Below are 25,260 nucleotides of genomic sequence, written 5' to 3'. Positions count from 1 at the left end.
TTACTTATCGATCTTGCTTTTTTCTGACCCCCCTCTTTTGATTTACAATCTTGTTTTCGTATGAATTGCAAATATTTTTTTATAGTTTGGTCCCAAATGTAACATTATTAAATAAATAAATGGGTCATAATAAATTCTTCTAAATTCTACTAAAAACTTGTTTTTTGATCTTCAAGGAGGCCAAAATATGGAACCATTAATTTTTGGGGAAACCTTCAGCATTCCTGACGTAAGAACCCTTTACGACATGAAAAAAGTTATTGCTGATCAGGACTGGCTTCGAACTGCAGATAATTTCGATCTACATTATATACAGGGAACCTGTGAATGAAATTGAAAGGCTTGGGTTTTTGAAGGAACCTCAGGATTTTCCAGATGTTTTTATGAAATTTCTTTAGTGTAATAACAAGCTTTAAATTTTTTAAGTGACTTTATTCTTCTAGTTTTTGTGGAGTGTTCATTTTGAGTGTAAAAAAAGCAATAATCCCCGCTGCAGGTCTTGGAACTCGTTTTTTGCCTGCAACAAAGTCCATGCCGAAGGAAATGCTTCCCATCATTGATACACCTGTAATCCAGTACGTGGTTGAAGAAGCTATTAACTCAGGAATAGAGGATATAATCATCATTACCGGCAGAGGAAAAAGGGCTATTGAAGATTATTTTGATGATTCTCCGGAACTTGAGATGTACCTGGCAAATAAGAAAAATACTGAAATGTTGAAATTGGTCCGGGATGTCTCCTCCCTTGTTGATATCCATTATATCCGCCAGAAGGAACCGAACGGTCTGGGAGATGCTATCCTCAGGGCGGAAAAACATATTGGAAACGAGCCTTTCGCTGTGCTTCTGGGAGACGACATCATCATGAATGGTAAGCCATGTACTGCTCAACTGATTGATAAATTTGAAAAATATGGCAGGTCCACAATTGCGGTTGAAGAAGTTCCATATGACAAATTGAGCAGTTACGGCATTATTAAAGGAAAACCAGTTGCAGATTCTCTTTATGTGCTTGAGGATATTGTGGAAAAGCCAGCCCCAGAAAAAGCTCCTTCAAATATCGGGGCAATTGGTCGCTACGTTTTCACTCCAGAAATTTTTGATTGTATTAAAGAAGCAGGACTCGGGGTAGGAAATGAGATTCAGCTCACTGATGGTATCCGGCTCCTGAGCAAAACGCAAAAGGTCTATGCATATGAATTCAAGGGGAAAAGGTTTGACACCGGGGATAAGCTGGGGTACATTAAAGCAACAATAGACTTTGCCCTGGAGAATAAGGAACTTAAAGATGACGTACTCGAATATCTGGTAAAAGTTCTTTCATCGGAAGATATTCCCTTTAGAAAAATGCTGTTTGAAGGAATGAACCAAAAAGATTCCCTCACAAAAATAGAATCCGAAACATTTGAAGTTAAAAACTAAATGTATGAATAATAATAATCGAAAATGCTTTCAAATTCCAAATCCAGTTTTCTGAACTCTTCACATTTGGTCAATGTCCTAACTTTCTGTGAATTCCGAAGTTTATATGGTCGTAAAGGTGGCTGAAAAGAGGGTATATCGTTTGCTTCTTTATATTATTGTTTCAAAGTATTTCCATACTTCTTTATCCATGTAACCATTTCTTGATAGATGTAAACTTGAAATCCATTAATAGTTGTTTAATTTTTGGCTCCATCGCAGGTAAATTGTAGTAATGATACCATTTAAACTCTGGAGACTTAGGTTGTCCCAGGTCTATTTCCCAGGGATGTAAATATATCACTGCAGGCTCTCTTTTTTTATTTATTTTTTCGATTGAGTTTTTTATAAACCAGTAAGGAAATAGCCTCAAATAAAATCCACCAGCTATTGGTATGTTCTTATATGGCAGCTTACGGACACTTAACGGAAATTCATATATCCCACCTTCAGATTCTCCACAAATATTCTCTGAAGAGATCCGGTATGGAAATAAAGGTGCATCGGGAACTCCATATAAGGGGGTTTTCACGGGAAAAACGCTAGAATCGTATTTTATCCCACACCTTTCCATAATATCTAGCGACCATGAGGTGCTCTTCATTACTGAGGCCTGACATGCTCTATGCCCACATACTTTCACGCCTGTAATGGATTCTATGATTTCCATAGATTTTAGTAGTTCTTCCTCAAATTGATCCGGCGTCTGTGATTGGATTGGTTTATGGCTATATCCGTGGGTACCCAATTCATGGCCACGGGCATGAATAAGTGAAATCAATTCAGGGTGATGTTCAGCTACATATCCTAATACAAAGAATGTTGCTTTTGTGTCTCCTAGAATGGATAATATCCTTTCAGTGCTGTCTACAACTCTATCTTCAAATTTTTCCCAACGTGAGATATCTGTATTCATATACCAATCTTCAACATCAACTGTTAATATATTCTTTATATCTCCCATTTCAATCTCCCTTTTTCACCTTCCAAAGAATTAATGTAAAAAATTTTACACCTATTTCTGTTTGAGTATGGAATTTTTATGTCATTATTTACTTAAATCTTTTTGAATGGTTATACTCATTTCTACTAAGAATTATCTAAATATAACCGTGCTCCTGCCGGCTTATAATGAAGAGGTTTCCATAGGGAGCGTTGTCCTGCTTGCAAGAAGGTATGCCGACAGGGTGATAGTTATTGATGACGGCAGCTCGGACCGGACAGCCGAGGTTGCTGCAAACGCCGGGGCTGAAGTGTTTGTGCATATCCTGAATCTGGGAAAGGGAATGGCTTTTAAGACCGGCTTTGAGGCCGCCGGGGATGCAGATATTATAGTCACCATGGACTCGGACGGGCAGCACAATCCTTCCGATATCCCGAAGCTCGTTGCCCCTATCCTGGAGGGCGTTGCTGACATGGTGAACGGCAGCCGTTATCTGAATGGGCGTGCCACAGACACACCCGCGTACCGGCGCATAGGCCAGACGGTCCTGGACAAAGTTACGGTCCTGAACTCCGGAGTCAAAATTACCGACTCCCAGAGCGGTTTCCGCGCCTTTGCCGCCTCCACAAAAGATATCTTCCGCTTCAACGCCACAGGCATGGCAATAGAAAGCGAGATGCTCGCAGACGCAGGAAGGGCCGGGTTAAGGGTAAAAGAAGTGGAGATCCGGGTAAGGTACGACGTCGACGGCTCAACCGAACACCCCGTAAGGCACGGCCTGGGTGTTTTGTTCAAGATTTTTAAGGACATTGAATATAATAAGCCTCTGTACTGCTTTACCCTGCCGGGGTCCTTTCTCGGAGCAGGCGGGTTATACATGGGCTTTGGTTTTTTGCGGACCTTTTATCTCGGCGGGAACCTTAACTTCGGGCCTGCAGTTTTGATGATCCTGCTGACCCTCACCGGGGCCTTTATGGCTTTGACTGGAATTATGCTGCATTCGATAGCTGGTCTGTTCACTCAATTAAAATGAGCGAGTTGTGGAAAAGGTGCTGGGTTCTAGAGACGGTGCTTTCTGCAAGATGCCCAGGTCGTATCCGGAAAAGATCTAAAATAGCATACATGCCGTGTAACATGTATCACATGTATCTAACTGACGGAATTTGAAGGAATTAACTAACTTCAGGGTTATAGGGTTTGACCTGAGAGGCTCACAGTTTTATAACCTGATGAATGCGGGATTAAGGTTGCTTCGGTGAGTTTGCAGAGGTTTCCGGGACTGGAAACAAAATAATAATTAAGACTTGACAAGACTTGACCCCCTCCTTTAAATCAAAAATTCGGTCATGAATGGGTCATGAATGGGTCATGAATGAGTCATGAATGAGTCTAAGGGTCCAAAATTAAGCGCATAGAGAACTCTCCCCTAAAAGTCTCGGTTATTAAGCAACGCCATAGATATGCTTAAGAATCTGTAATTGCATAAATATATGTAAATGAGGAATATTATGAAAAGATTCACAATTTCTGTTCCCGACGACCTCAAAAAAGAGCTTGATTCAATGGCTGATATTAACTGGGCAGAGGTTGCCCGGAAGGGGATTGAGGACAAAATTAAGAACCTTGAAAAGTTTGAAGCTCTTGAAAAAAGAGGTGATCTGTAATGGCAACGATTACAATACCTGTTACAGATGACCTTTACAGGAGGATGGAGCATTTTTCCTGGGTGAAATGGTCTGAGGTTGCAAGACACTCCCTCCGGAAAAGGGAAATATTTGAGAAATATTTAAGGTCCGGAGAACTATCTGACGAAGATGTGGAGTTCTGTGATAAAATTGACTGGCACCCTGTAGATGAAATGTCTTTAAAAAAGGATTTTGTGCATAAATTAGAGAATTCGAAAAAAGAAACCTCCCTGAAGGTCAAAGACATTTCTGACATCTTTGAGTGATCGGAATGCCATATACTCTTTTTATAGTTCCGTCCTGCAAAAAAGAGCTCAACAAAGCATGTAAAAATAATGCACAACTAAAACACTCTTTGACCAAAAAAATACAGGAAATCTGTGAAAATCCCTCTCATTACAAACCTTTGAGAAACGACCTTTGTGGTCTGCGCAGAGTGCATATCCTTAAAAGCTTTGTCCTGATTTTCAACGTAGACGAGAACGAAAAGTCCGTGACCCTGGTTAGTTTTTCACATCATGACACTGCTTACTCACGTTAATCGCGGGTTTTTTATGGAACCTTCGATACTTCAGGAATGGTTATCTGGAACTCGGGCAGCAAAAACTAAAGATTTAGTTTTGAAAATCGGTTATCTCCAGGTTAAATTGCTCCTTTTCTTTCTTAATCCGCTTGAGATAAATATAATTCTACGCCAAAAAGTAGTCCTCTTGAGCGCAGCGAAAAGGACCGCGTACTCCCGAGGCGCAATTCGGGCGAGTCGCAATTCGGGCGAGTCGCAATTCGGGCGAGTCGCAATTCGGGCAGTTGACCAAAATGTTAATATTTTATTCCTGCTCTATATTCTTTTATATGGTAAACTATAGACGCAGGACCCCAGCCGGAAGAAAATCAGCTTCTTGCAGTTCTGCCGTGGATCCGGAACCTCTTAGCTCAGTAGAGAAAGAAGCTATAGAAGAGTCCCTCGAAGACATAAAACATGGCAGGGTTTACACTTTAGAGGAAGTTAAGAAAGAGCTTGGTTTTTAATGGGATATTCCATATTGTTTTCTTCCAGAGCGAGGAGGGATTTGAAGAACCTTCCAGAAAATGTTGTAGAAAAGATTCTTGAAAATCTGGAATACATAAGCAGCGACCCTCATTCTCATGTGAAAAAATTAAAAGGGAATCCTTTTTTCAGCTATCGCACCGGCAAATATCGCGTAATTCTTGAAATTATAGATGACAGATTAATCATACATGTTATCAGCGTGGCTCATCGGAGCAAAGTCTACAGGGACTTTTAGTTCTCCAATTTTCTTCCATAATCAAACCCTGATTATCCTCACTTCTATCTACAATTTCCTGCATATCCTGTGGTCAATGTTTTGATGCTCTCCTTTTGCCGTCCAGCCGATATTTTTTAACCAGAATGTATTCAAAACAGGCTAAAATGAATGTAATAAGCTGTAAAAAAGATCGTGCCTGTATCCTCTAATTTATCTAACAGAGGGTTTAGGAGTTTTCTGGTGAGGGTTTTGAGGGGTCAGAAAGGGCGGTTTGCTGAGATTCCTGCACGGTTGCGTTGGGGGAGTTTGGGGAAGAGGGCCGGGACTGGGTAAATATACAACTCAGGTCTTGAAAAAAACGTCAGTTTAAACCGGGGTTTTTTCGTTAGCTCAGGGAAAAAGGCGGCAGATCTTCGGGGTGCAGCTGGACTGAAACTGTCCGCCGTGTTTTCGAAGCTGAACCTGTATCAGGTTGTGTCGGGAGAGTTTTTGGGAGGAGTCCGCCGGCAGGTAAAATATACAAATCAAGTTTTTAAAATTTTAGTCCTCTTGGGAGCACGAATTTATATATTCTATTACGGAAAATATGTTTCACATGAAAAAACTTGCCGAAATCATAATCTCCGGGCAAATCCAGAAGGCAGGTTTCAGGGATTTCATAGTAATATCATAAGGAACATTTCTGGATTCATCAAAGGAGCTTTAAATTACGGAGGACTGCGTAAGTGGAGGATATGGACACCCTTAAAAAACATCTGGCCCACATGTCCCGTGAACTTTCCGAGATCAAGAAGCTGGTTTTCGGCATCGAATCCGGCAAAAAGGGTTCAGAAGGCTCTGATCGGGCATGGGAGGACCTGATGGAAGCCTCCGAGGAAATCTCGGACCTGTGGACGGATGTTTCGGCTGTTGATGAAATACGGGCGCAGAGGGAAAAGAGCTGGTAATCTCATGGATATATGCCTGGACAGTTCCGTGATTTAACAGCTTTGCGAAAGCAGGAAAAAAGCCATCTTGCTGCAAAGGATGTCTTGCGGAAAGTAAAAGATGGCAGCCACATTGCCATCGAGCCTTATACGGTCCTGATTGAGGTCACTGCCGCTTTAAAAAGAAGGACAGGGTCAAAGGAACTTGCCCTCAGGGTCAGGAATGACCTGCTTGCAATAAATACGATCAGTTTCATGGGGCTTGATGCTGAAAGTGCGGCAGATGCAGCTGAAATTGCAGCTGAGATCGGGGTAAGGGGTATGGATGCCATAGTGATACAGGTTGCAAAAGAATTTGATATACCCCTGGTCACTCTGGATCAGGAAATGCTGGAAAAGGCGAAGCTCGTTGTAGACGTGATGGACTTAAATTATCTTTAATTCCTGAGCTGGAGAAAATAAAAATCGAGTATTATTAGTCCGCTTGAGCGAGCCCTGCGAGTGAAACGGACCGCATGCTGTTGTACTTGCAGTGTAACTCCCGGAAAATCTCCAATTTCCTGAGATCCCGAAGCGAAACTCGGGGTTGGAAAGGGATTGGCAGGGAGAGGTGCGGTTTTGAAGCTGAATTTGGCTCCGGTTGTGCCGGGGGAGTTTTGGGACGGAGTCCGCCGGCAGGTGAAATATAAAAATCAAGTTTTTAAAATTTAGTCTGCTTGAGCGAAGCGAAACAGACCGCGTACTCCCGAGGCGCAATTCGGGCAGCACAACTTGGCTGACACTACCATAATTATTCGTATTTGGAAATCAGGTACTTTGCAATGTATCCGGCAAAAAGTTCCAGATCGTCAATGTCATTTTGGAGGTGAGAGTAAAGCTTCCCCAGGTCGATATCTGCATACATATGTACAAGCACATTTCTGAAACCGGCAGCAGGTGCCAGCTTCTTGGCAAACTCCTCTGGGAGAATCTTGTGCTGGCCAAGTACCAGGATAACTTCTCTGTAAGTGTCCGGCCGCCTCAATTTCTCGCTGGAAACGATCATCTCGCAGATATCAATCATGCAGGCAAGGGAGACTTCCATATACCTTTCAACCGCTCCCCTCAAAGTACGGTTATTCCTTATCTCCTCTATATCGTACTGTTGATATTCTCTGAGGGCGCTGACATACTCCCCAAGCTGTTCGAGTTTGAAGTTTATCTCTTTTATCATCGAAACCCGCTCTCTGCTATCCTTTTCAGGCTTTCTTTTGCATGCCTCTCAATGTGATACCGCTCGTCCAGGTATCTGGACATGATTTTTGTCTCAAATTTTACCCTTAAAGGCTCATCGGACTTTAAAATGATCCCGTCACGTATAATGTTGTATGTCAAAAGGAGAGGGGAATCATTGAGTGCCACAAGGTCTATATTGTTCGTTTGTAGAAGGACTGTAAGTTCGCTTAGTAATCCCAGCTGGAGGTCAAAAGCTTCCTTTTGTAAAAGAGTATCATCAAAAAGCACAGCGATATCTGTGTCGCTCAAGCAGTTAGCTTCTCCCCTGGCAGTTGAGCCGAAAAGATAGGCTAATGTAACGCTCTCAACTCTTGAAAAAAAGTCACTTAGCTTCTGTTCAAGCTGTTTAATATCTGATTGTGGAATAACGGGCTGCATAAAGCTGATCACTTATGACTTTATGCTTACTTCTGTTTATAATTTGTGCAAGCTTCACAATTTTCCGGGTTTGCTCCTTCATAGGCTGCAAAAAAATCACGTCTTTTCATGCCGGATTGATAAATTCGGGATTCAATTTTCCAGCTGAAACTTCCTGATTATCCAGTCTTTGAAAATCGGATCAGTCAGGCAGTATTGGCCTGGCTCTATTTTTTTTATAAGTCCCAGGTTGATCAGGTAGGGTATGTAATAGTACAGGGAACCCGGAGGAATTCCTGCATCTCTTGCAATCAGGGAAGGTTTGGCGAACCTGGCGGTTGAGATTACGATGTCGGAATAAATTTTTGAATTCTCGCCCAGCCTTGCAAAGACCAGGGAAAAGGTGGGGTCAAGGGTTACAAAAATTTCTTCGTAGGCCAGAAAGACATCGGTTTCATTTATAGGATTGTTTTTTGCAGTGTCAAGCAGAGCATCTCCTAGGCGCTGGAGGTAGTCCGGTAAACAATTGCTTTTTTGCATCATCACATCCAGAGCTTTTTCCCCTATAGAGTAGCTGGCAAGGGAAAACCGTTCTTTTATAAAATTCCGGGCACAATCCCCGGGAATAGGTCCTATAAAAACAGGTTTCAACTGCCTATAAAAAGGGCTTTTATTGTGGTATACCATGTCATTCATATAGGTCATGGCAGAGCTTGAAAAGATATACATAACCCTTGTTTGCTGCTGGATAACCGTCCTCAGGAGTTTTAGAAATTCGTCTCTTTCTTTCTCCGCAAGCTCGGCAAATTCGTCCAGGAATACGACAAAATATACATCCTTACTCTTTGCAAGTTCTTCAGGGTAATTCAGGGCATTTTCAAAGAGTATAGCTTCTTCGGCTTTCGGGTCTTCCATGCTTAACTTTATCGAGATATAGGAAGCAATGGAGATGTCCAGCTGGGAGAATTTTAAAAGAATCTCTGAAACGCTTTTTTTCAGATACTCATTAAGTTTTGTGAGGTATGCTCCGTCATTGGTTTTTTCAACATACCCTTTTTTGGCATTCTCCACAAAAACACTGGAAAAACGCCTTATGGAAGGCATCGAAAGGCAGTCAATGAAAACCGGGATTACCTTTTCTTCGTTTTCAAGTTCCAGAATTACATTCTTTATGAGGGAAGTCTTACCCACTCTCCTCGGGCCGAGGACTGCAAGGTTCATGCACGTCCCGTCCTTAAGATTCCCGATTTCAGCCAGCAGCACCCCGGATTCATTTTCCCTATCCACAAAATAGGGTTTTGCTACAGGTTTTCCATACATAAAGGGCCTGTTCATAATAATCAATATAATAGGCAGGACCATATATAGTTTTTACATATTACATTAATACTAGGATTACCTATTAATAGGATTTCCTATTATTACCCACTCAATTTTCTTCTTTGCCCTTTATTTCCAGCAGGTTTTTTGGGTAGGCCGCTCACGATACTGCTTACTCGCGTTAATCGAGGGTTTTTTCATGGAACCTTCGAGACTTCAGGAATGGTTGTATGGGACTTGGGTACTTTGAGAGAGAACAGAGAATAAGGTTTATCTCCTGTTAAGAAAATATACATCACATGGAGAAACGTGCCGAGATCAAAGTATATGGTCGAGTCCAAAAAGCAGGTTTCAGAGATTTCATTGATGAGATTGCTTTTAATCTAAATCTCAACGGATATGTTAAAAATCTTGATGACGGGGCAGTACAGGTTGTTTGCGAAGGGGACGAAGACACCATTAGCGAATTGCTCACAAAAATTAACATAACTCAATATCCCATTCGTGTAGAAAATATAGAAGTGGTCTACAAACAGCCAACAGGTGAGTATACAACATTTGAGCTTATCAGAGACGAGGATCTGACCACAGCAACTTATGAAAGAATGGATGTGGCTGCGAGATATATTCGAGAAATTAATTCTAACCTCGGCCAGAAAATGGACTCCATTGGTGGGAAAATTGATGTCCTCGGTGGGAAAATGGATTCCCTCGGTGGGAAAATGGATTCCCTCGGTGGGAAAATGGATTCCCTCGGTGGGAAAATGGATTCCCTCGGTGGGAAAATTAATTTCCTCGGCGGAAAACTGGACTATCTCGGCGGAAAAATTGATGTGCTGGGCAATAAAATAGATCAGGCTCGAGTGGAAATAACATCCGAAATCCGCTTAACCCGGGATAATTTCAGGTCTCATCTTGATGAAAGGATTTCAACCATAGAACGTGAGTTATCTCTCATTAAAACAAAAGTTATTCCCTGAATGCTGTTTGAGCAAAACATCTGGCTCAGTAATTAATATTTTTTCAGTTTTTTGTAGCTTAAACCTTTCAATATCTTCTATTTTCGTCCATTTTTCTGTCCCGGAATTCTCACCTGTGGGGGGCATCGGGCTTTCCAGTAAAAATACCCGATGAAAGCCAGGATTTTTGGAGGGTTCACCTGAACAGTTAAGGGGTTGAAAGAGCCGCAGGTGCTTGAGACATATTTTAGTGCAGTTTTTCAAGGTCTCACGAGTAATCCTTTAAAAAACGGTTAAGTTCTCTCTGGGAAAGTTCACGGAGGTTTTCTTGAATAAAAAAATAATCTCAAATATAAAACAAATCTAAATCTAAAAACAAAAATTTAAAAACCGGCGGATGCCCGGTTAGATTGCTCCTGATCTTCTTCAGTCGCTCTCTCCAGGCCCGAACTTTCATCCGCTGTTTTTCCGGTTTTAGCGCCTTATTTCAGTATCGAAATTCCTATCGTGAGTGTTCCCAAAAAGCCTATAATAAAGGAAGCCAGCTTAGGGGGATTTTTCATGATCTCTGCTGCCTGGGGGATGTTTCCTCTTATCTGAGGTTCGAGATCGTCGAGCCGGAGTGAGCTTACTGTATCAAGAATGGGCTGCTCGGTTTCCATGGTGGAAGGACTCTTACTCTCTGTTGCCAGGTTGTTTTTTGATTCTTGTTTTTTGTATGGCCCGTTTGATTTTTTGTCTTCACGTATCGTCATCTCTTTCTGGGTTATGCTTGCAAGACCTTTGCCATTTTCATAGGCAGCTGCAAAGAGGAGGTAGTCTCCTGGAGGGAGGTCAAAGGTTGTCAGGGAGAGTGTGTTCTGGTTTTCTTCTCCTATGCTTATCGTACCGTTTCCTTCTCCGATCATAGTCTGGATTTCGGTCGTGAGTTCATTTTTGCTGAATTTGGACTCGTAGTTTGTGGAATTAATGCCGAATTCATTGATGATATCAATTCCGTTAACGAATATATCGGTCCCGTTCACTGTCCCATTGGAGCTTACATTTATTTCTGCGCGGTAGGCCTCCTCCTTTATCAGCAGGGCGCCGTATGTGTAGGTCCCCTGTGCCGGAGCCTTTTTCAGTTTCAGGTTGACTTCAAGATTTTCGCCTTCTTTGATCTTCTTCGGGAAACCTACTTCCAGTTTGTATTTCATGACCTCAAAACAGGTTGCTGAAAGGACCTTTCTTTCAGCCTCAGGCTCTTCATTTTCGTTGCCTGCAAGCATTATGAGTACTCCATAACTGCCTGCTGGAAGAGGATCAAGAGTAAGGGGGGAGGACAGGTCTCCATTTTCGTCCAGGACCGCGGTTGTTACCAGGGTTGTAGAATCCGTGCTATTGTCGAAGATCTCCTTGAAGCTCAAGGCGTTCCCGTCCCTGATATCCGTAAAGGCTTCTTTAAGGGAATTCACATTAAGCCCCTCGATCAGGTAAATATTCACTTTCTGCTTCCCGAAGGCTTCAGGTCCTTTGAAATCCATCTTTACTTTCTCGTTTTCAGCGTAAAAGGGATGGGTGGAGTAAGGGTATGTAAGGACCAGTTCCGTATCAGTTCCTGGATATGCACGCGATTTTAGTTCAAGGACAGTTCCCGCACTTTTAAGGCTGTCTGTCCCTCTGTATGTGAAATTAAGGGGCTGTGGAAGTTGAATTTCATTTCCTCCACTGAGACGGATCCAGCCGCCTTCCGTCAGGCTCTCATTATGGTCTGCGAAAAAAATGCTGTTATCATTTTTTTCAATAACTGCAATCCAGGGCTCTTTTTCTGAAAATGCCGCTGATACTGAAATGAATGAAAAAGTAATTATCAAAACTGTCAGGGTTAACCTGAATATTCTGCCATAAATACCATTATGTGTTCCTGTTCTCTTCTTCAATTACGCCACTCCTTAGTTATTCTCTTCCCTACTTAATTCCGGACTATTTACTCTTTTTCAGGGTCAGTGATCTTTATTTTTTCAATTAAGTATTCTTTAACATTCATATCTTTATTTAAAAGCATTTGTTCGCCGTTAAAGAGATTTGCAGGGTGGTCGAGAACATTTTAATTGCTTAAATACTCTTCACAGTGTCTAAATACTTTTTTTGCCTTCCAGAAATCCGTAACTTTAACGTTTTTTAATCCTTGAATAAAGCAAAAGTAGTATCATTCCGGTTAAGATCCCCGCAATCCACATTTTCCAGGTATGCCAATCCCTGGAACCGTCTTCCTTTTGGTCCTTTTTTTGTTCCGAAGAAGGTATCATATCCGAGGGTACGCTCTCTGCCGGATGCAGGGTGACCTGCTTTGCAACGTCCCCTACCTTTACCTCAAAATTGCCCGATGGTATCGATTTAGTGTCGTACTTATAGCTGAAATCCCCCGAATCCACCTTAACCTGCTGGAAACCTGTAATCTTAAGTTTAACCTCAGAGGCGTTTGATTTCCCATCAAGCCTGATTTTGTAAGTCCCTGGGGGGACACCTGCCTGGGAAACCGTGGCTTTTCCTTCTTTTGCTTTTCCAGTTATGGTTATCCAGAGTATCATCTTTACTCTCACGTTCAGGTCATCGGCCCCTATTGCCTGCACAGTAAAACGGTTATTGAACCCGGACGGGATTTTCACGTCCTCAAGCAGATATTCGTATTTGTCGTCCGAAACCTGGACATCCTTTTCAAAGGATACCCACACGTCTGCTGTCTCTCCCGCGAAATCGGCTCCTCTTATCTCTATCGTATCCCCAACTACCGGGTTTTCAGGGATAAGTTCCCAACTGTTAGTTGCAGCATTCCCGGGAAATGGGATAAGGCATAGAAGTACTGAAAAGTAGAACAGCAGTTTCAGCTTTTTTCTATTACTCTGGTTCTGGATGAAAGTGGAAGCGAATTTCATGGAAGTAATCCCCTCTGAAAACAAAATCCTGAATCTCTGTTTTGATATTTTTGTATTAATTTGAATACATAACTTTCAGATAATGTGCAGATAAATCAGCATGTTTATGTCGTTTTTCCTTTTGATATCTCGGGCTTTCGGCGGCAAAGAGTTTCACTACAGACTGGTTTTTATAACTATCTCTCTCAGAAAAGTCTATTTATATTTCACATTGCCTTTTATACGACTTGCCGCAGAATCTGAATCCGGTTATTTATGAGAATAGCATGGTTATCAGTATTTCTCATCAGGTGTTGTATCCAGAGCGCAATCTTTCGAACGCGAGCCTATTGATTATCTTCGATGAGTTTTCACACTTTTTATGCTTTTCCCGGAATTTTTAATTCCCCTATTATCTCTTTTACCTGTCTATCGGTTTTCAGTATATATATATAATAAATGCCGATACTCAAACCGGAAATTACAACAAGAATGACCTGGTTTATTCCTGCTGTTTTGAGAGCTATCAGGACTGCTCCTGCAGGGGTAAAGAGGACCAGGTTTGAGAATACTATTTTCAGCGCTCTTGAGGTCTTTACCCCTGAGTAATACATCATTTTCAGGCATAGGTACCCGTACACCACAATGCCTGATATGGAGAAAAGGGCAAGGGCTAGACGGGCGCTTCCGAGCATTCCGCCAATTGTAAGGGACAGGAAGCGAGTCAGTAGATTGAAAAAATTGTAGTTAAAGCCAAAGTGAAGTTCTTCTACTACCAGGTATATTGTGGTTAAAGGGGATGAGATAAACCATATAAATGCCCAGAGGCTCAGGATCTGGGCGTAGACTCCTGCTTCTGTCCAGGCACTCCCAAAAACAACGGTAAAGACATCGCTTCCGACAATTGTGAGAACCAATATAGGGAACATGCCTATGAGCACAAGCATTCTGAAAACATTTTCAACAAGAATACTGAGGGTGCCGTCTGATATTGCTCTTGATGCCCTCTGATAAAATACCTGTGAGATCGAACCGCCAATAAAACTCATCGGTAACTGGAGCAGGCGGAACCCGAGGGAATAAAAGCCAACCACCGCAGGAGCAAAAAAGGCTGAAAGAAGAAAAGCCGGAAGTTGCCAGGAGATGGAGTTCATAAGGGCAGACCAGCTGTCTATGAGTGGAAGTTTGCGGTGCCGTATAGCGCCTTCATATATTTTTTTCCAGCTCAGGCTCTTTGTTATCTGTTTTCTATCGTCTCTCCAGATCTGCCCTCCAAGCACGAATGTCGCTACAGACTGACCTGCAAGGCTGCCGCCGATTAAGCCAGTTGCAGTTGGGGGATGTTCTGCAATTCCGAGGGTTATTTGGGTTGCAGTGGTCGAAACCGAACTGAAAACTCTTGCGAAGGAAAGTCTCTTGAAGAGTTTTGTTCTTGAGTTCCACTGGTTAAGTGCGAGAAAAACCCCGTTTACAAACACAAACGGAGGCACAAGCCAGAGATAATCTCCGATTTGTGGGGCATTTAGAAGATCAATTAGCGGAGCTTTGAAGTACCAGACAAATGGCACGGTTAAACTGGTAATAACAAGGACTGCCAAGAAACTCAGACCTAGAAGGTTTACTGCTTCCTCGTCTGATTCCGGCAGCATTATAGAGAACTCATACCTCAGGCATGCAATCACGTTTATAATGCTCGTGATAGACATATAAAGAGCCCAGACTCCAAAATCCTCCGGTCCGTAAAGACGGGTCAGAACAGGAGCTGCCAGAACCGTAAGGATCTGAGCGAAGGTTGTTCCGCCTGCGAGTGTCAGCACATCTGATACAAAACTTGCCTTCTTTTTGTTTTTAGATGGCTTTTCTGCTGTTTCTGCTGTCTTTTCATCCATAGCAACTACTCTGGCAAGAGGCGTCGTTTTTCATGCAAGGCAAATGGACACTTTTAAATCTCTGAAGTGGATAGTTTAAATTCCTGCGGTTATATTTGCCCTTTTTAAAATATTAAGGAACAATACAAATATAATATCAAGAATTTTTGTTGCCAGGAATGATTAGTTAGGGAAATTGAACTATAGAGCAATTCCCGAACTAAACATTGAAGCTATATTTTTATCATTCCTAACTCTTCAGAGTTTCAGTACCTGACCTTTCCTTAATTTTTTACCCGACACCTTCTTCTCCCTTTCCAATTTCCTATTATATACAAATTATCTTTATATATTCATCCGACTCAACAGCGCCCCTATCCCAGTAGTGACAGCATATATCCAGAAAACTCCTGAAGTATAGGAAGAAGCATAAACCCCATGAAATCTTTATTTCATGGGATATAAGTGTCAACTTCCTCAAGTTCTCTTGTTATTGATTCTGCAAACTTATTCCTATTGTCTTTACAGGCTGTCCGACAATTCAATTTCAGGGCAAAAACATGTAAAAAAAGGAATTTAAAGCCTTTAAATCGGAAAAAAAGGAATTCAAATACTACTGAGAGTAATTGTCGGACAGCCTGTTTAGTTCAGGGGTAGTTCACGATAAGCTAAGAAGGATGCTTGCCATTTTAATGGCGAGAGGAATTCGTCAACTTCTCACAAGGCACAATAATTTAATAAATTAAATTATAAATGCTATTGAAGCATATTGTCAATATATGCTATTGACAGTTAAGACTAAACTGATTACAAATCATGATCAAAAGACCTCATTATTAAAAACTATGGAAAGGTTCAATGAGGCATGTAATCTTATTTCTGTCTTTGCATATAAAAAAAAGAAATTTGGAAAGATTGCTCTCCAAAAAGAAATATATTATGAGATCAGAGAGAAATATGGTCTATCTTCCCAAATGGTAGTAAGGGCTTTAGGAAAAGTAGCTGAAAGTTATAAAGTAGATAAAAAGGTATTACATGAATTTAACCTTCATGGATCTATTGTTTATGATCAGCGAATTTTAGCTATTAAAAGACCTGATCTTATTTCCATTCTAACTTTAGATGGTAGAATTGAGGTTGGAATAAAGTACGGCGAATATCGTCAACTTGATTATAATAGAGTCAGAGGACAAGCTGATCTTATCTACAAAGATGGTACTTTCTATCTAATGATTGTTGTCGAACTTCCAGATGCAGAACCAATTGATCCAAACGGAATTATTGGTGTCGATTTTGGAATAGTTAATCTTGCTGTTTCTTCTGATGGAAAAGTATATTCCGGTGACAAATGCACTAAAGTTAGACAAAGATATTCAAAAATCAAAGCTATTCTTCAACATGTTGGTACTTATTCTGCTAAAAAACATCTTATAAAAATAAGTGGCAGAGAACGAAGGTTCAAAAAAGATACCAATCATTGTATTTCTAAAGAAATTGTTCAAACTGCTAAAGACACGAACTGTTCTATTGCTCTTGAAGATCTTTCAGGTATTAGACAGAGGACTACGGTTAGGAAAGCAGAAAGAGAAAAGCATGAGAAATGGGCATTTTTCGAACTTAGAAATTTCATTGAATATAAAGCAAAACTTCTAGGTGTTAGTGTTGATCTTGTCGATCCTAGAAACACATCAAGGCAATGTTCTGTATGTGGATATACCAATAAAAAGAACAGAAAAACACAAGAAACTTTCGCTTGCCTTGAATGTGGTCATACCGAAAATGCTGATTTCAATGCTTCAAAAAATATCATGCTTCGAGCCGCCGTCAATCGGCTTATGGTGTTCTGCTTAGGAAACTAAGACCTAGAAACGCAAGCTCCCTACTTTAGTGGGGAGTAATTGACCCAGCTGATATCTCCAGATGGTTACAGTCAACTACCCGTCACTAAAGTGGCAGGCATGTAATAGTGCCCCGGTTGACCAGCCTGAGTCTTAATTGACTACGTTGGAAATGTCATGATACCTGCTAATGCTTCCTCAGTTTGTAGCTCTATCGTGTAGCATTAAAAGTCCTGAGAGGTAGGGGCGGTGTGTTACACATAACAAGCATATCCAACATTGGCGAGAGGAGATACGAAAGTACGTTACCTGCGGAGGAAATTCGTTTCCAAAGCAGAGTGGAGAAATCCAAACATGAAAGGAATGCCAGAAAATTGACGGCATTCCTCTCATGACTAAAGTCAAAAGCATCCTGCCTTATTTTTTCGTGAAAAAAGCAGAAATCCCAATTTTTTTAGCGTGAGGTAGTTCACAGAGGATAAGGTAGTTTTCAGAGGATAAGGTAGTTTTCAGAGGATAAGGTAGTTCACAGAGGATAAGGTAGTTTTCAGAGGATAAGGTAGTTTACAGAGGATGAGGTAGTTTACAGAGGATTATAGTCTCTATATATACGGATAAAATAATTATTGGATCTTTAACAGAAAGTCACTGTTAACTTTCGATCAATCTGAATTCCCTGGGTCAACATCAATCAAATTAATCTATTTTGAGGCAACCATATCTCTAACAAGAAATAATCTTCTTTGAGCTGCCGATTGATGTTGTTTTATTATTGTAAATGAAGGTCAATTTATTTTTTTAGATCCCTGGCTCAATTTGACTGGTCCACCAGTTATAGATTTCCTCTCCGCTGGTAATCCAGGCGTTTTTACCGGCACAGTACTCAAGGACTTTCTCGTAATATTTAAGATTCTCTCCATCAATGCATGTGTTATTATGCCAGAGAATAGTAATCACGCCGTTATGCTGTTCAACAGTATTGATAAGATGCTTCGTACATTCCCAGGCTTTTTTAACATCAAGGCGCATGTAGTCTTTAAAAAACGAACGGTCCATAATCACCAGTGGGATCTCCATAATATCGATCGTACGCCCCTCGCTCAGATTATATGGTCTGAAAGGATGGCACATCCCATTTCTAAAGCCGGCACAGTCCGGATACCCCAGTGTGGTATCGTATTTGAACCCCGCTTTGCTCAATAATTCCCAGGTATTCGGCACCTTAAACCTTAAATAGTGATTTCTGTACCCGATAACCCTTTTTCCTAAGACTTTCTCAAGCCGACTTTTTTTTTCTTTGATGTCTTCAAGGCTGTTGTAAGATTCGTGTCCGCCGTGCAGGCCAACTTCCCATCCACTGTCGGATATAAATCCCAGTTCTGATTCAAGGTCTTTAATTTCATAATTAAAGTCCGTTTCTTCAGGGGTCAGGGCAAGAAAATAAAAACTGGATTTTGCATCATATTTTGTCTCAAGCTCCACTATTTTCCTTAAGTTCCAGCAGGGATTACATTTCTTGCAAATCCTGGAAAAAGGGGATTTCATTGTCTCGGTCAGATCCCCTCTGGCAAGGGCTTTAATAGACCCGAAAATCGTAGACAATTTTTCCGGGTAAACCGCGTCGATGTCATGTGTGAGGCAGACAGCAAACTTTTTTCCGTCCGGATACTGCGGTTTCAGCCCGTTTTCTAACAGAAATTTGGAAACTCTTGGCTCAAAAATACTTCTCTGGTTGCTTAGATAGTATGGAAACCTTTCATACCTGTCGCGAAAGGTCAGGTCGTACTCTTCTTTTCTGGTAAAGAGATTCCAGAGTTCCTCGTTTTCTTTCAGTTTTTCAAACATAATTCTCACCCAACTTCACAGATATAAAAGATAAATTCGTCTTAAAAAGGGGAATTTTCCCCTTCATATTATCTCATGTGAGTTTTTATCTCCCCTCCCAATCCCCTTATACACAAACCCTTTTCCAATAAACTCATCCGGCTCAACTACATTTCTCCCATCAACAATTACCGGATTCGTTTTCCCACTTACTTTCTTCACCCAATCAGCTGTCACTTCAGAGTATGCACTGTGCCCCGCAAGCACTATTACAGCATCCGCACCTTTTACAACCTCTTCCAGGTTATCCGAAATCTCAACGTCCGGATAATTGACAACGTATGGGTCGTGCACCATGACACTGGCTCCGGCTTTCAGGCAGAAGTCTCTGTACGGTTCTGAAGGCGTGTTCCTGGCATCGTCAGAGTCGCTGATAAATGCCCAGCCGAGCATTGCAACCTTTGAGCCCTTCATTTTCTTTCCAAGCCTCTCAAGGGCGGCAACAGTCAGGTTGTACATGTGTTCAGGCATAAAGTCATTGACTTTTCTGGCAAGCACGTAGATTGAATCCGCACCTTCGGGATAGTCCAGCTGTCCTGTCCCGATCTTAACTCCCCTTTCCAGGTGGTATGTATCTTTGGTCAGGCAGTGGCCTCCAACCCCTGCTCCGGGCCAGAGGACAGCTCTTGTTATCCCCTCGCCTTTTAAGCTGTCAACCCCGTCCCTGACGTCATAGACATTTATACCCATGGCTTCACAGTAAAGGGCAAGCTGGTTGATTGCTGCAATTTGAAGGTCACGGAAAGTGTTCTCCGCAGTTTTTGTAACCTCTGCCGCAGTTGCACTCATCGGGATAACTTTTCCTACAGTGAGCACCGGGGAGTAAAGCTCAACAGCCCTTTTTGTGCTTGCCTCATTAATTCCGCCTACTATCCGGTCGTGTTCTCTGATGTTTCTCAAAAGCCTGCCTACCATTACCCTTTCAGGGGCATGGGCAAGGGCAAAATCTTCGCCTGCTTTCAGACCGGACTCTTCCTCAAGGATCTGTTTTGCCATTCTTTCAGTTGTTCCCGGAGTGATTGTGGATTCGAGGACTACAAGCATACCCGGCCTCAGGTATTTTCCTGCGTTTTTGATCCCCTCTATGAGTGCGCTGAAATCGGGTATCAGGTCTCTGGGATTTGCAAAAGGAGTCTGAATTGCAAGTGTAACTGCATCAAGTTCGGAGATCCTTGAGAAATCGGGGGTACACTCGAACTTGCCTGCTTTTACGACCTTTTCAATGAGTTCTTCAAGGCCTGGCTCTTCCCCTTTGAGCGGGCTTTCTCCCCTGTTGAGCATATCAATCTTGTAGCCTGAGCTTTTTGAGTTGCGCTGGAAGCCCAGTACTTTATCAAAACAGGGAGCATCTGCGAATAAGACGGCTGCAGGGATTCCTACATAACCCATGCCAAGTACTCCTATTTTTTTGATAGGGCCGCGTTCCTTTAGAAGTTTTTCCAATTTGCTCATGCTTTATCACTTTCCAGTATTGTTTTTAGGATATTCTTCCATTTATTGCTCTACTTCAATTAGTCTCTCTTCTTCGTAGGACCTGATGGCTGCCATTGCTACTTCAAGGGCATGTTTACCATCTTCACCACAGGGATTAGGTTCTTTACCTGTCTTAACGCAGTCTATAAAGTAAACGAGCTCATTTTTCAGGGGCTCGCTTGGCTCGACTTTGGCTTTTCTGATCCAGCCATTGTCATGAAGTTCAACTGTCTGGTCTATGTAGTCCAGGTAGGCTACACCCTTAATTCCTATTGCTGTCAGTTGTCTTACCTTATGAGGGGTAAGCCAATTTGTTTCTACAACGCCTGCAAAATTATGGTCCATACGCAGGATAATTGAGGCATGGTCTTCAAAAGAGTGGATATCTGCACCAGCAATGGCGTAAACACCCCTGATCTTTTTGCCGTAAAGGTATGAAATGACGTCTATATCGTGAACCCCGATATCCAGAATTACTCCAACGTCCCTTATCCTTGGGTTGTAAGGTCCAACTCTCCTGGTAGAGATGGATACTATCTTGCCAAGGGTGCCCGAATCTATGATTTCTTTGAGCCTTATGACGGCAGGGTTGAAGCGTTCGATGTGCCCTACCATGAGCACCTTATCTGCTTTCTTTGCGGCTTTAATCATCAGGTCCGCGTTTTCAACCGTGTCTGCAACTGGTTTTTCTACAAGGACATGAAGACCCGCTTCCAGGGCATCAAGAACCACCTGTTTATGCAGTTTTGTGGGCACAACAACGCTTACTGCATCGAGGCCTTCGGCAAACATTTTTTTATAATCCGTAAAGGCTTTCGTTTTAAACTGAGTGGCCATGGCTTCGACTCTGGTCTGGTCGACATCCGATATTCCGGCAAGCTCCACGCCCTCCATCTCACTGTAGATTCGGACGTGGTTCTGGCCCATGGCGCCTGTGCCTATTACTCCTACTCTGATCAAGGTTTCACTTCCTGTTTCTGAGAATGCGATTACTGTCCGGGAATTACTCAATCGTTTGCATAAAATTCTCTGGTTGCCTTAACTATCTTCTGCACATCGTCTCTGGATAAAGCCGGATGTACAGGGAGGGAAAGAACCTCTTCTGCTGCTTTCTCCGAGACCGGCAGGGAATCTTTGTACCCCAGTTCCATATAATAGGGCTGTTTGTGGATGGGTATTGGGTAGTGTATCCCGGTTCCGATTTCATTTTCCTTCAGGAAAGTTGCCAGTTCGTCCCTCTTTTGAGCTCTGATTGTGTACTGGTGGAAAACGTGGGTATAACCAGGTTTTGTTATCGCAGGTACAATTTCTGAAATGCCTTTGAGTCCGGCTGAAAGCATGGCCGCATTTTTCTGCCTTGCAGCAGTAAACCCGCCCAGTTTTTCGAGCTGAACAAGCCCTATTGCAGCTGCAATGTCAGTCATGCGCAGGTTAAAACCCAGCATTTCATGCAGGTAGCGAACTTTTGAGCCGTGAGCCCTGATCATCTTTGATTTTTCTGCGATTTCCTTGTCGTTTGTTGTAATCATCCCGCCTTCACTTGTAGTCATGTTTTTAGTCGGGTAGAAGCTGAATGCTCCGGTCCCGAAACTGCCAACTTTTTTTCCGAGGCATTCTGCGCCATGGGCCTGGCAGGCATCTTCAATCACGACAAGCTTGTGGTCTTCAGCGATTTCCATTATGGCTTTCATATCTGCAGAGTGTCCGTAAAGGTGGACAGGCATAATGGCTTTCGTTTTTGAAGTAATCTTTTCCTGGATCTTTTCGGGATCTATATTATATGTATCCGGTTCAATATCTGCAAAAACAGGTTTTGCCCCGGTGTAAAGAATGCTATTTGCAGTGGCAATAAAGGTGAAGGGGCTTGTAATCACTTCGTCTTCTTTTCCAATGCCGTGGGCAAGAAGCGCGACATGCAAGGCGGCAGTGCCGGAGTTTACAGCAGCTGAATACTCGCAGCCTGTGTACTCAGAATAAGCAAGCTCAAACTCTTCGACTTTTGGTCCCTGTGCAATCATGCCTGAACTCAGGACCTTCGTCACTGCATCAATCTCTTCCTTGCCCATCAGGGGCTTGGCGATTGGGATCATTTTTGGACCTCTTATAATAATATCAATAAAATTTTATATTACTTTACTTTGATTTTTTGATAGATTTATATTCGGTTTAGTTCATATCCGGTTTAATTCTTTAAGATCTTCTGGAAGTTCTCGTATTCTGGCAGGTACACCGACCGCCAGCTTCCATGGGGGCACATCTTTTGTCACAAGAGCTCCTCCGGCAACCATTGCTCCCTCCCCGATTTCCACTCCCGGAAGCAGGGTCGCGTTAGCGCCTATTGATGCTCCTTTTCTCAAAACAGGGCCTTTAAGTTCGTATTTTTTTCGGATAGGGTATTTATCATTGGCAAGAACAGCACATGGTCCGATAAATACATTGTCTTCGATAACCACATTCGTTGGGATATAGACGTTTCCTTGAATACTGACATTGTTTCCTATCTTCACATTTCCATCTACGATAACGTTCGTTCCGATAAGTACGTTGTCTCCAATTTGTGTGTTTTCCCTTATCATTACATTATGTCCGGTCTTGAAGTTTTTTCCGGTTTTTACGCTGGAAAAAATTGTAGACCCTGCTCTTATAATCGAGTTTGGACCTATACTGCAACCCGGAAAATCAAAGTCCTCTATCTCCATATCCTGTTTGAGAATCTCCATAAGGACTCTGTGTTCTGGATACCCCAGTATTACATTCTCCAGAATTGCCGTATCCTTTCCGATTACAGAGGTACCGTAAACTTTAGATGAACTGTGGATTTTGAATTCTTTTGAGTTCATATTCTTCCCCCCGTTTTTCTTCTGTACTTTATAACTCATTCGGAGTGCTTCGAATCAAATTAATGCAACACTCTTCTTATTTTTAACTGCATTTGGGTTTTCCTGTCCACGGATTACCCGGAAAATTTATTATTCTGAGCTGGACAAGATGACGATTTTGGCTTTTCGTTATTCCCTCTACTCACTCCCTATAAGTTTCTAACTGTGTTTAATTTCTTAGCTGAATATACCTTATAATTATTTAAGCGATTTGGTTTATTGTCTATCTACTATTTTTTCCTTATTTCTTCTGCTAAATTTTCCTTTTATTTTAGTGTCTCGTCAAAGGTAAAATATCGTATAAAATCGGTTACAACTATTCAGAATTGTTCAATCCTTGAAGACTGCCACGACACTAGTATATTTGCATTAATCGTCGCATTTAAGCCTCTTAAATCCCTTTATCGTCTTTAATTATATCGACTTTATCCTGTTGTTTTCATCCTGTTGTTTTTATCCTATTGTTTTTATCCTGTTGTTTTTATCCTGTTGTTTTTATCCTGTTATCTTCTCCTGTTATCTTCTCCTGTTATAATGCCATTATCCTGATGCAGCCATTATTAGTGATAAATAGTCCTCACCGTAAAAATCTACACTCCTCAAACCAGTTCAGGTGCATTAAATTGGTGTTTAAAGGTGTAATTAATTCGTGAGTTTACCATATTATAGTTCTAATTTTTATATGGAAGTTCATCTTCTTAAAAATATTGGGTACATCAACCTTAGAGCCATAGGCCTGATCTGTCCCGTCCCCAATCTTTATTATATTATTAACCTTTTTCTCTTACTCTATGGACCGGGACTTTCAGGGTTTTCAAGATCTATAGCCATCTTTTCGGTTGTTTTTTTCAGATCATAGAGCTTTAATTCCGAAAATTAAAAGGAGGAGGATTTTTATACCAGATTGCACATTTGTCTTTCTGAGATCTGAATCAACTAGAGGAGTTTTGACTACGCTTACAAGTTTAATTTCATCAACTTCAGCTTCTTCGGGTGCGCTCACAATGATGACTACACTAGGGGTTCCTGAAGGTGCATCAGTAGCCGTAGCAACTTTGCTTTTACTGTTACTTCTTCGAGACTTCCTTCCTCTGTCAAAGAACTGGGGAGATTCTGTGAAAACGTCTCTGAATATGGGAATTCTTCCACTTCTGTTTGCTTTCGGTGCAGTTATTCTTTACAAGCTTGTAGATCTCTTTTAATGTCTGGAAAGCCCTTTTAAGCCTTGAATACAACAGCCCCGAGGAAACAATCTTTTTTTTAAAAGCCTCATTAAAGAAATTTTCCTTATCCATTTTTTAAAAAAGTTTTCCTGCTTTTTTTTCTGCCGGTTTACTTTCATATTTTTTTAAAAAAATGAATTTAGAAAAGATGGGGGAGGACTCCAAAGAGGAAGACGTTTATGAAGCCGTGGATCATTGCGACCAGAGGGAGGCTTCGGGTTTTGTAGAACATATATCCTATGATAAAACCTACTAATAAGGCGTAGAATACTTCCCCTATGTTTCCATACCCAGAATGCATTAATCCGAACAGGACGCTTGTGATTATCAGTCCTCCCCGGCTCCCGAGAAGCACTTCGAGCCGGTTCTGCAGAACAGACCTGAAGATTAGCTCTTCAATAAGACCTACTAAAAAGACCATCAGAAAAGTAAGCGTCAGAAGGTTTGGAATTGAAAGGTCGGGGATGAGGTAGTTTGTCTTTATTATGAGGTATTCCCCTACTGCAAGCAGGAGCCCCATAATTATCGCGAGCGGAATATAGAGGGCTATCTTTTTGAAGGTTACTCCAAGCTGTTCTCGGGTAAACCCCTGGTTGGTGAGTGCAATGGTTACTGGAATTGTAAGGAGCCCGTAGATAAAGACAAACGAGTAAAGGGTTTCTTCATAAAATGCCGGCATTGAAAGGTTTACAAGTCTCAGGATTGGTAGCAGGATAAGGGCCTGGTAAGTCTTCTGGATATCCTCGTTTTTTATATACAACATGGAAAGGGAAAGCCCAAGAAGGACGGCTGCATGTACCTCCATAGCTGCTATAACCCTTCCGGAAAATATCATAAATTCCGCAAAGGCAATGGCTACAATCGGTATGATCAGGTAAAGTCCCGCGTTTCTTAATTCCGGCTGGGACGTCGCCCGATTGTCAGGAATATGCATTTCCCGGTACTCTGGGGTTTGTATCTCTATATGTTCAGGGTTTTGCATCTCCTTATTCTCATATGTTTCCATC

General features: G+C 41.8%; 27 protein-coding genes. 13 read left to right on the top strand and 14 right to left on the bottom strand.

All coding sequences use genetic code 11. The annotated features are described in order from the left end of the window. Positions 1–187 precede the first annotated feature (187 nt). Both PHF18_RS00735 and galU read left to right on the top strand, forming a co-directional pair. On the top strand, positions 188–331 hold the full coding sequence (locus PHF18_RS00735; RefSeq protein WP_300097167.1) for a hypothetical protein: 144 nt from the start codon (positions 188–190) through the stop codon (positions 329–331). A 131-nt stretch (positions 332–462) separates the two neighbouring features. After that, the gene (gene galU / locus PHF18_RS00730) at positions 463–1,422 is read left to right on the top strand and encodes a UTP--glucose-1-phosphate uridylyltransferase GalU (RefSeq protein WP_300097165.1); all 960 of its coding nucleotides are present in this window, start codon (positions 463–465) and stop codon (positions 1,420–1,422) included. A 184-nt stretch (positions 1,423–1,606) separates the two neighbouring features. Here galU and PHF18_RS00725 read toward each other — a convergent pair whose 3' ends face one another. Continuing rightward, positions 1,607–2,425, bottom strand: a complete 819-nt coding sequence (locus tag PHF18_RS00725; RefSeq protein WP_300097163.1) for a polysaccharide deacetylase family protein — start codon at positions 2,423–2,425, stop codon at positions 1,607–1,609. Positions 2,426–2,531: 106 nt separating this feature from the next. On the opposite strand from PHF18_RS00725, the gene PHF18_RS00720 reads away from it, so the two are divergent. From PHF18_RS00720 to PHF18_RS00685, 8 genes are all read left to right on the top strand, one after another. Continuing rightward, the gene (locus PHF18_RS00720; protein ID WP_300097161.1) at positions 2,532–3,437 is read left to right on the top strand and encodes a glycosyltransferase family 2 protein; all 906 of its coding nucleotides are present in this window, start codon (positions 2,532–2,534) and stop codon (positions 3,435–3,437) included. Between the two features lie 475 nt (positions 3,438–3,912). Beyond that, on the top strand, positions 3,913–4,068 hold the full coding sequence (locus PHF18_RS00715; protein WP_229387297.1) for a hypothetical protein: 156 nt from the start codon (positions 3,913–3,915) through the stop codon (positions 4,066–4,068). Then, on the top strand, positions 4,068–4,355 hold the full coding sequence (locus PHF18_RS00710) for a hypothetical protein (protein WP_300097157.1): 288 nt from the start codon (positions 4,068–4,070) through the stop codon (positions 4,353–4,355). The genes PHF18_RS00715 and PHF18_RS00710 overlap by 1 nt, the downstream gene beginning before the upstream one ends. A 5-nt stretch (positions 4,356–4,360) precedes the next feature. Beyond that, entirely contained in the window at positions 4,361–4,630 is a 270-nt protein-coding gene (locus PHF18_RS00705) for a type II toxin-antitoxin system RelE/ParE family toxin (RefSeq protein ID WP_300097155.1), read from the top strand. Between the two features lie 311 nt (positions 4,631–4,941). Further along, positions 4,942–5,118: a hypothetical protein gene (locus tag PHF18_RS00700; RefSeq protein ID WP_300097153.1), complete on the top strand. Its 177-nt coding sequence runs from the start codon at positions 4,942–4,944 to the stop codon at positions 5,116–5,118. Next, positions 5,118–5,375 (top strand): type II toxin-antitoxin system RelE/ParE family toxin, encoded by a 258-nt coding sequence (locus tag PHF18_RS00695; RefSeq protein ID WP_300097151.1) that lies wholly within the window; start codon positions 5,118–5,120, stop codon positions 5,373–5,375. The genes PHF18_RS00700 and PHF18_RS00695 overlap by 1 nt, the downstream gene beginning before the upstream one ends. A 707-nt stretch (positions 5,376–6,082) precedes the next feature. Further along, the gene (locus PHF18_RS00690; RefSeq protein ID WP_300097149.1) at positions 6,083–6,304 is read left to right on the top strand and encodes a hypothetical protein; all 222 of its coding nucleotides are present in this window, start codon (positions 6,083–6,085) and stop codon (positions 6,302–6,304) included. A gap of 12 nt (positions 6,305–6,316) precedes the next feature. Next, complete coding sequence (locus PHF18_RS00685) at positions 6,317–6,724, top strand: PIN domain-containing protein (protein ID WP_300097147.1); 408 nt, start codon at positions 6,317–6,319, stop codon at positions 6,722–6,724. A 349-nt stretch (positions 6,725–7,073) separates the two neighbouring features. On the opposite strand, the gene PHF18_RS00680 is transcribed toward PHF18_RS00685, so the two are convergent. The 3 genes from PHF18_RS00680 to PHF18_RS00670 form a co-directional block, all read right to left on the bottom strand. Continuing rightward, complete coding sequence (locus PHF18_RS00680; protein ID WP_300097145.1) at positions 7,074–7,496, bottom strand: DUF86 domain-containing protein; 423 nt, start codon at positions 7,494–7,496, stop codon at positions 7,074–7,076. Next, positions 7,493–7,936: a nucleotidyltransferase domain-containing protein gene (locus tag PHF18_RS00675; protein WP_300097143.1), complete on the bottom strand. Its 444-nt coding sequence runs from the start codon at positions 7,934–7,936 to the stop codon at positions 7,493–7,495. Before PHF18_RS00675 ends, PHF18_RS00680 begins: the two co-directional genes overlap by 4 nt. 132 nt (positions 7,937–8,068) lie before the next feature. Beyond that, on the bottom strand, positions 8,069–9,250 hold the full coding sequence (locus tag PHF18_RS00670) for an ATP-binding protein (RefSeq protein WP_300097141.1): 1,182 nt from the start codon (positions 9,248–9,250) through the stop codon (positions 8,069–8,071). A gap of 284 nt (positions 9,251–9,534) precedes the next feature. Between PHF18_RS00670 and PHF18_RS00665 the strand changes: the two genes are divergently transcribed. Beyond that, entirely contained in the window at positions 9,535–10,215 is a 681-nt protein-coding gene (locus PHF18_RS00665) for an acylphosphatase (RefSeq protein ID WP_300097139.1), read from the top strand. 461 nt (positions 10,216–10,676) lie between these two features. Here PHF18_RS00665 and PHF18_RS00660 read toward each other — a convergent pair whose 3' ends face one another. From PHF18_RS00660 to PHF18_RS00650, 3 genes are all read right to left on the bottom strand, one after another. After that, positions 10,677–12,113, bottom strand: coding sequence for a TIGR04279 domain-containing protein (locus PHF18_RS00660; protein ID WP_300097137.1), 1,437 nt, complete (start codon positions 12,111–12,113; stop codon positions 10,677–10,679). A gap of 231 nt (positions 12,114–12,344) precedes the next feature. Further along, positions 12,345–13,109 (bottom strand): hypothetical protein, encoded by a 765-nt coding sequence (locus PHF18_RS00655; protein ID WP_300097135.1) that lies wholly within the window; start codon positions 13,107–13,109, stop codon positions 12,345–12,347. Between the two features lie 359 nt (positions 13,110–13,468). Next, positions 13,469–14,977, bottom strand: coding sequence for a lipopolysaccharide biosynthesis protein (locus PHF18_RS00650; protein WP_300097133.1), 1,509 nt, complete (start codon positions 14,975–14,977; stop codon positions 13,469–13,471). Between the two features lie 758 nt (positions 14,978–15,735). On the opposite strand from PHF18_RS00650, the gene PHF18_RS00645 reads away from it, so the two are divergent. After that, entirely contained in the window at positions 15,736–16,815 is a 1,080-nt protein-coding gene (locus PHF18_RS00645) for a transposase (protein WP_300097131.1), read from the top strand. Positions 16,816–17,592: 777 nt separating this feature from the next. Here PHF18_RS00645 and PHF18_RS00640 read toward each other — a convergent pair. The 6 genes from PHF18_RS00640 to PHF18_RS00615 all read right to left on the bottom strand — a co-directional run bounded on the left by PHF18_RS00640 (position 17,593) and on the right by PHF18_RS00615 (position 24,033). Next, the gene (locus PHF18_RS00640) at positions 17,593–18,639 is read right to left on the bottom strand and encodes a polysaccharide deacetylase family protein (RefSeq protein ID WP_300097129.1); all 1,047 of its coding nucleotides are present in this window, start codon (positions 18,637–18,639) and stop codon (positions 17,593–17,595) included. Between the two features lie 63 nt (positions 18,640–18,702). Then, positions 18,703–20,130 carry a nucleotide sugar dehydrogenase gene (locus PHF18_RS00635; RefSeq protein ID WP_300097127.1) on the bottom strand — a complete coding sequence of 476 codons (1,428 nt, stop codon included), beginning with the start codon at positions 20,128–20,130 and terminating at the stop codon, positions 18,703–18,705. Between the two features lie 42 nt (positions 20,131–20,172). Then, positions 20,173–21,111, bottom strand: a complete 939-nt coding sequence (locus PHF18_RS00630; protein WP_300097298.1) for a UDP-N-acetylglucosamine 3-dehydrogenase — start codon at positions 21,109–21,111, stop codon at positions 20,173–20,175. A 47-nt stretch (positions 21,112–21,158) separates the two neighbouring features. Further along, complete coding sequence (locus PHF18_RS00625; RefSeq protein WP_300097125.1) at positions 21,159–22,241, bottom strand: DegT/DnrJ/EryC1/StrS aminotransferase family protein; 1,083 nt, start codon at positions 22,239–22,241, stop codon at positions 21,159–21,161. Positions 22,242–22,322: 81 nt separating this feature from the next. Next, complete coding sequence (locus tag PHF18_RS00620; RefSeq protein WP_300097123.1) at positions 22,323–22,991, bottom strand: acyltransferase; 669 nt, start codon at positions 22,989–22,991, stop codon at positions 22,323–22,325. Positions 22,992–23,883: 892 nt separating this feature from the next. Further along, positions 23,884–24,033 (bottom strand): hypothetical protein, encoded by a 150-nt coding sequence (locus PHF18_RS00615; protein WP_300097122.1) that lies wholly within the window; start codon positions 24,031–24,033, stop codon positions 23,884–23,886. A gap of 1 nt (position 24,034) precedes the next feature. On the opposite strand from PHF18_RS00615, the gene PHF18_RS00610 reads away from it, so the two are divergent. Next, complete coding sequence (locus PHF18_RS00610) at positions 24,035–24,232, top strand: hypothetical protein (protein WP_300097120.1); 198 nt, start codon at positions 24,035–24,037, stop codon at positions 24,230–24,232. Between the two features lie 160 nt (positions 24,233–24,392). Here the strand turns inward: PHF18_RS00610 and PHF18_RS00605 are convergent, their stop codons facing one another. Then, the gene (locus PHF18_RS00605; RefSeq protein ID WP_300097118.1) at positions 24,393–25,259 is read right to left on the bottom strand and encodes a CPBP family intramembrane glutamic endopeptidase; all 867 of its coding nucleotides are present in this window, start codon (positions 25,257–25,259) and stop codon (positions 24,393–24,395) included. Position 25,260 lies beyond the last annotated feature (1 nt).

Origin of the sequence: Methanosarcina sp., from assembly GCF_028693135.1 — an archaeon.
Lineage (GTDB): Archaea > Halobacteriota > Methanosarcinia > Methanosarcinales > Methanosarcinaceae > Methanosarcina.
The sequence above is the reverse complement of the archived record's forward strand: the minus strand, read 5'-3'. Positions and strand labels throughout refer to the sequence as shown.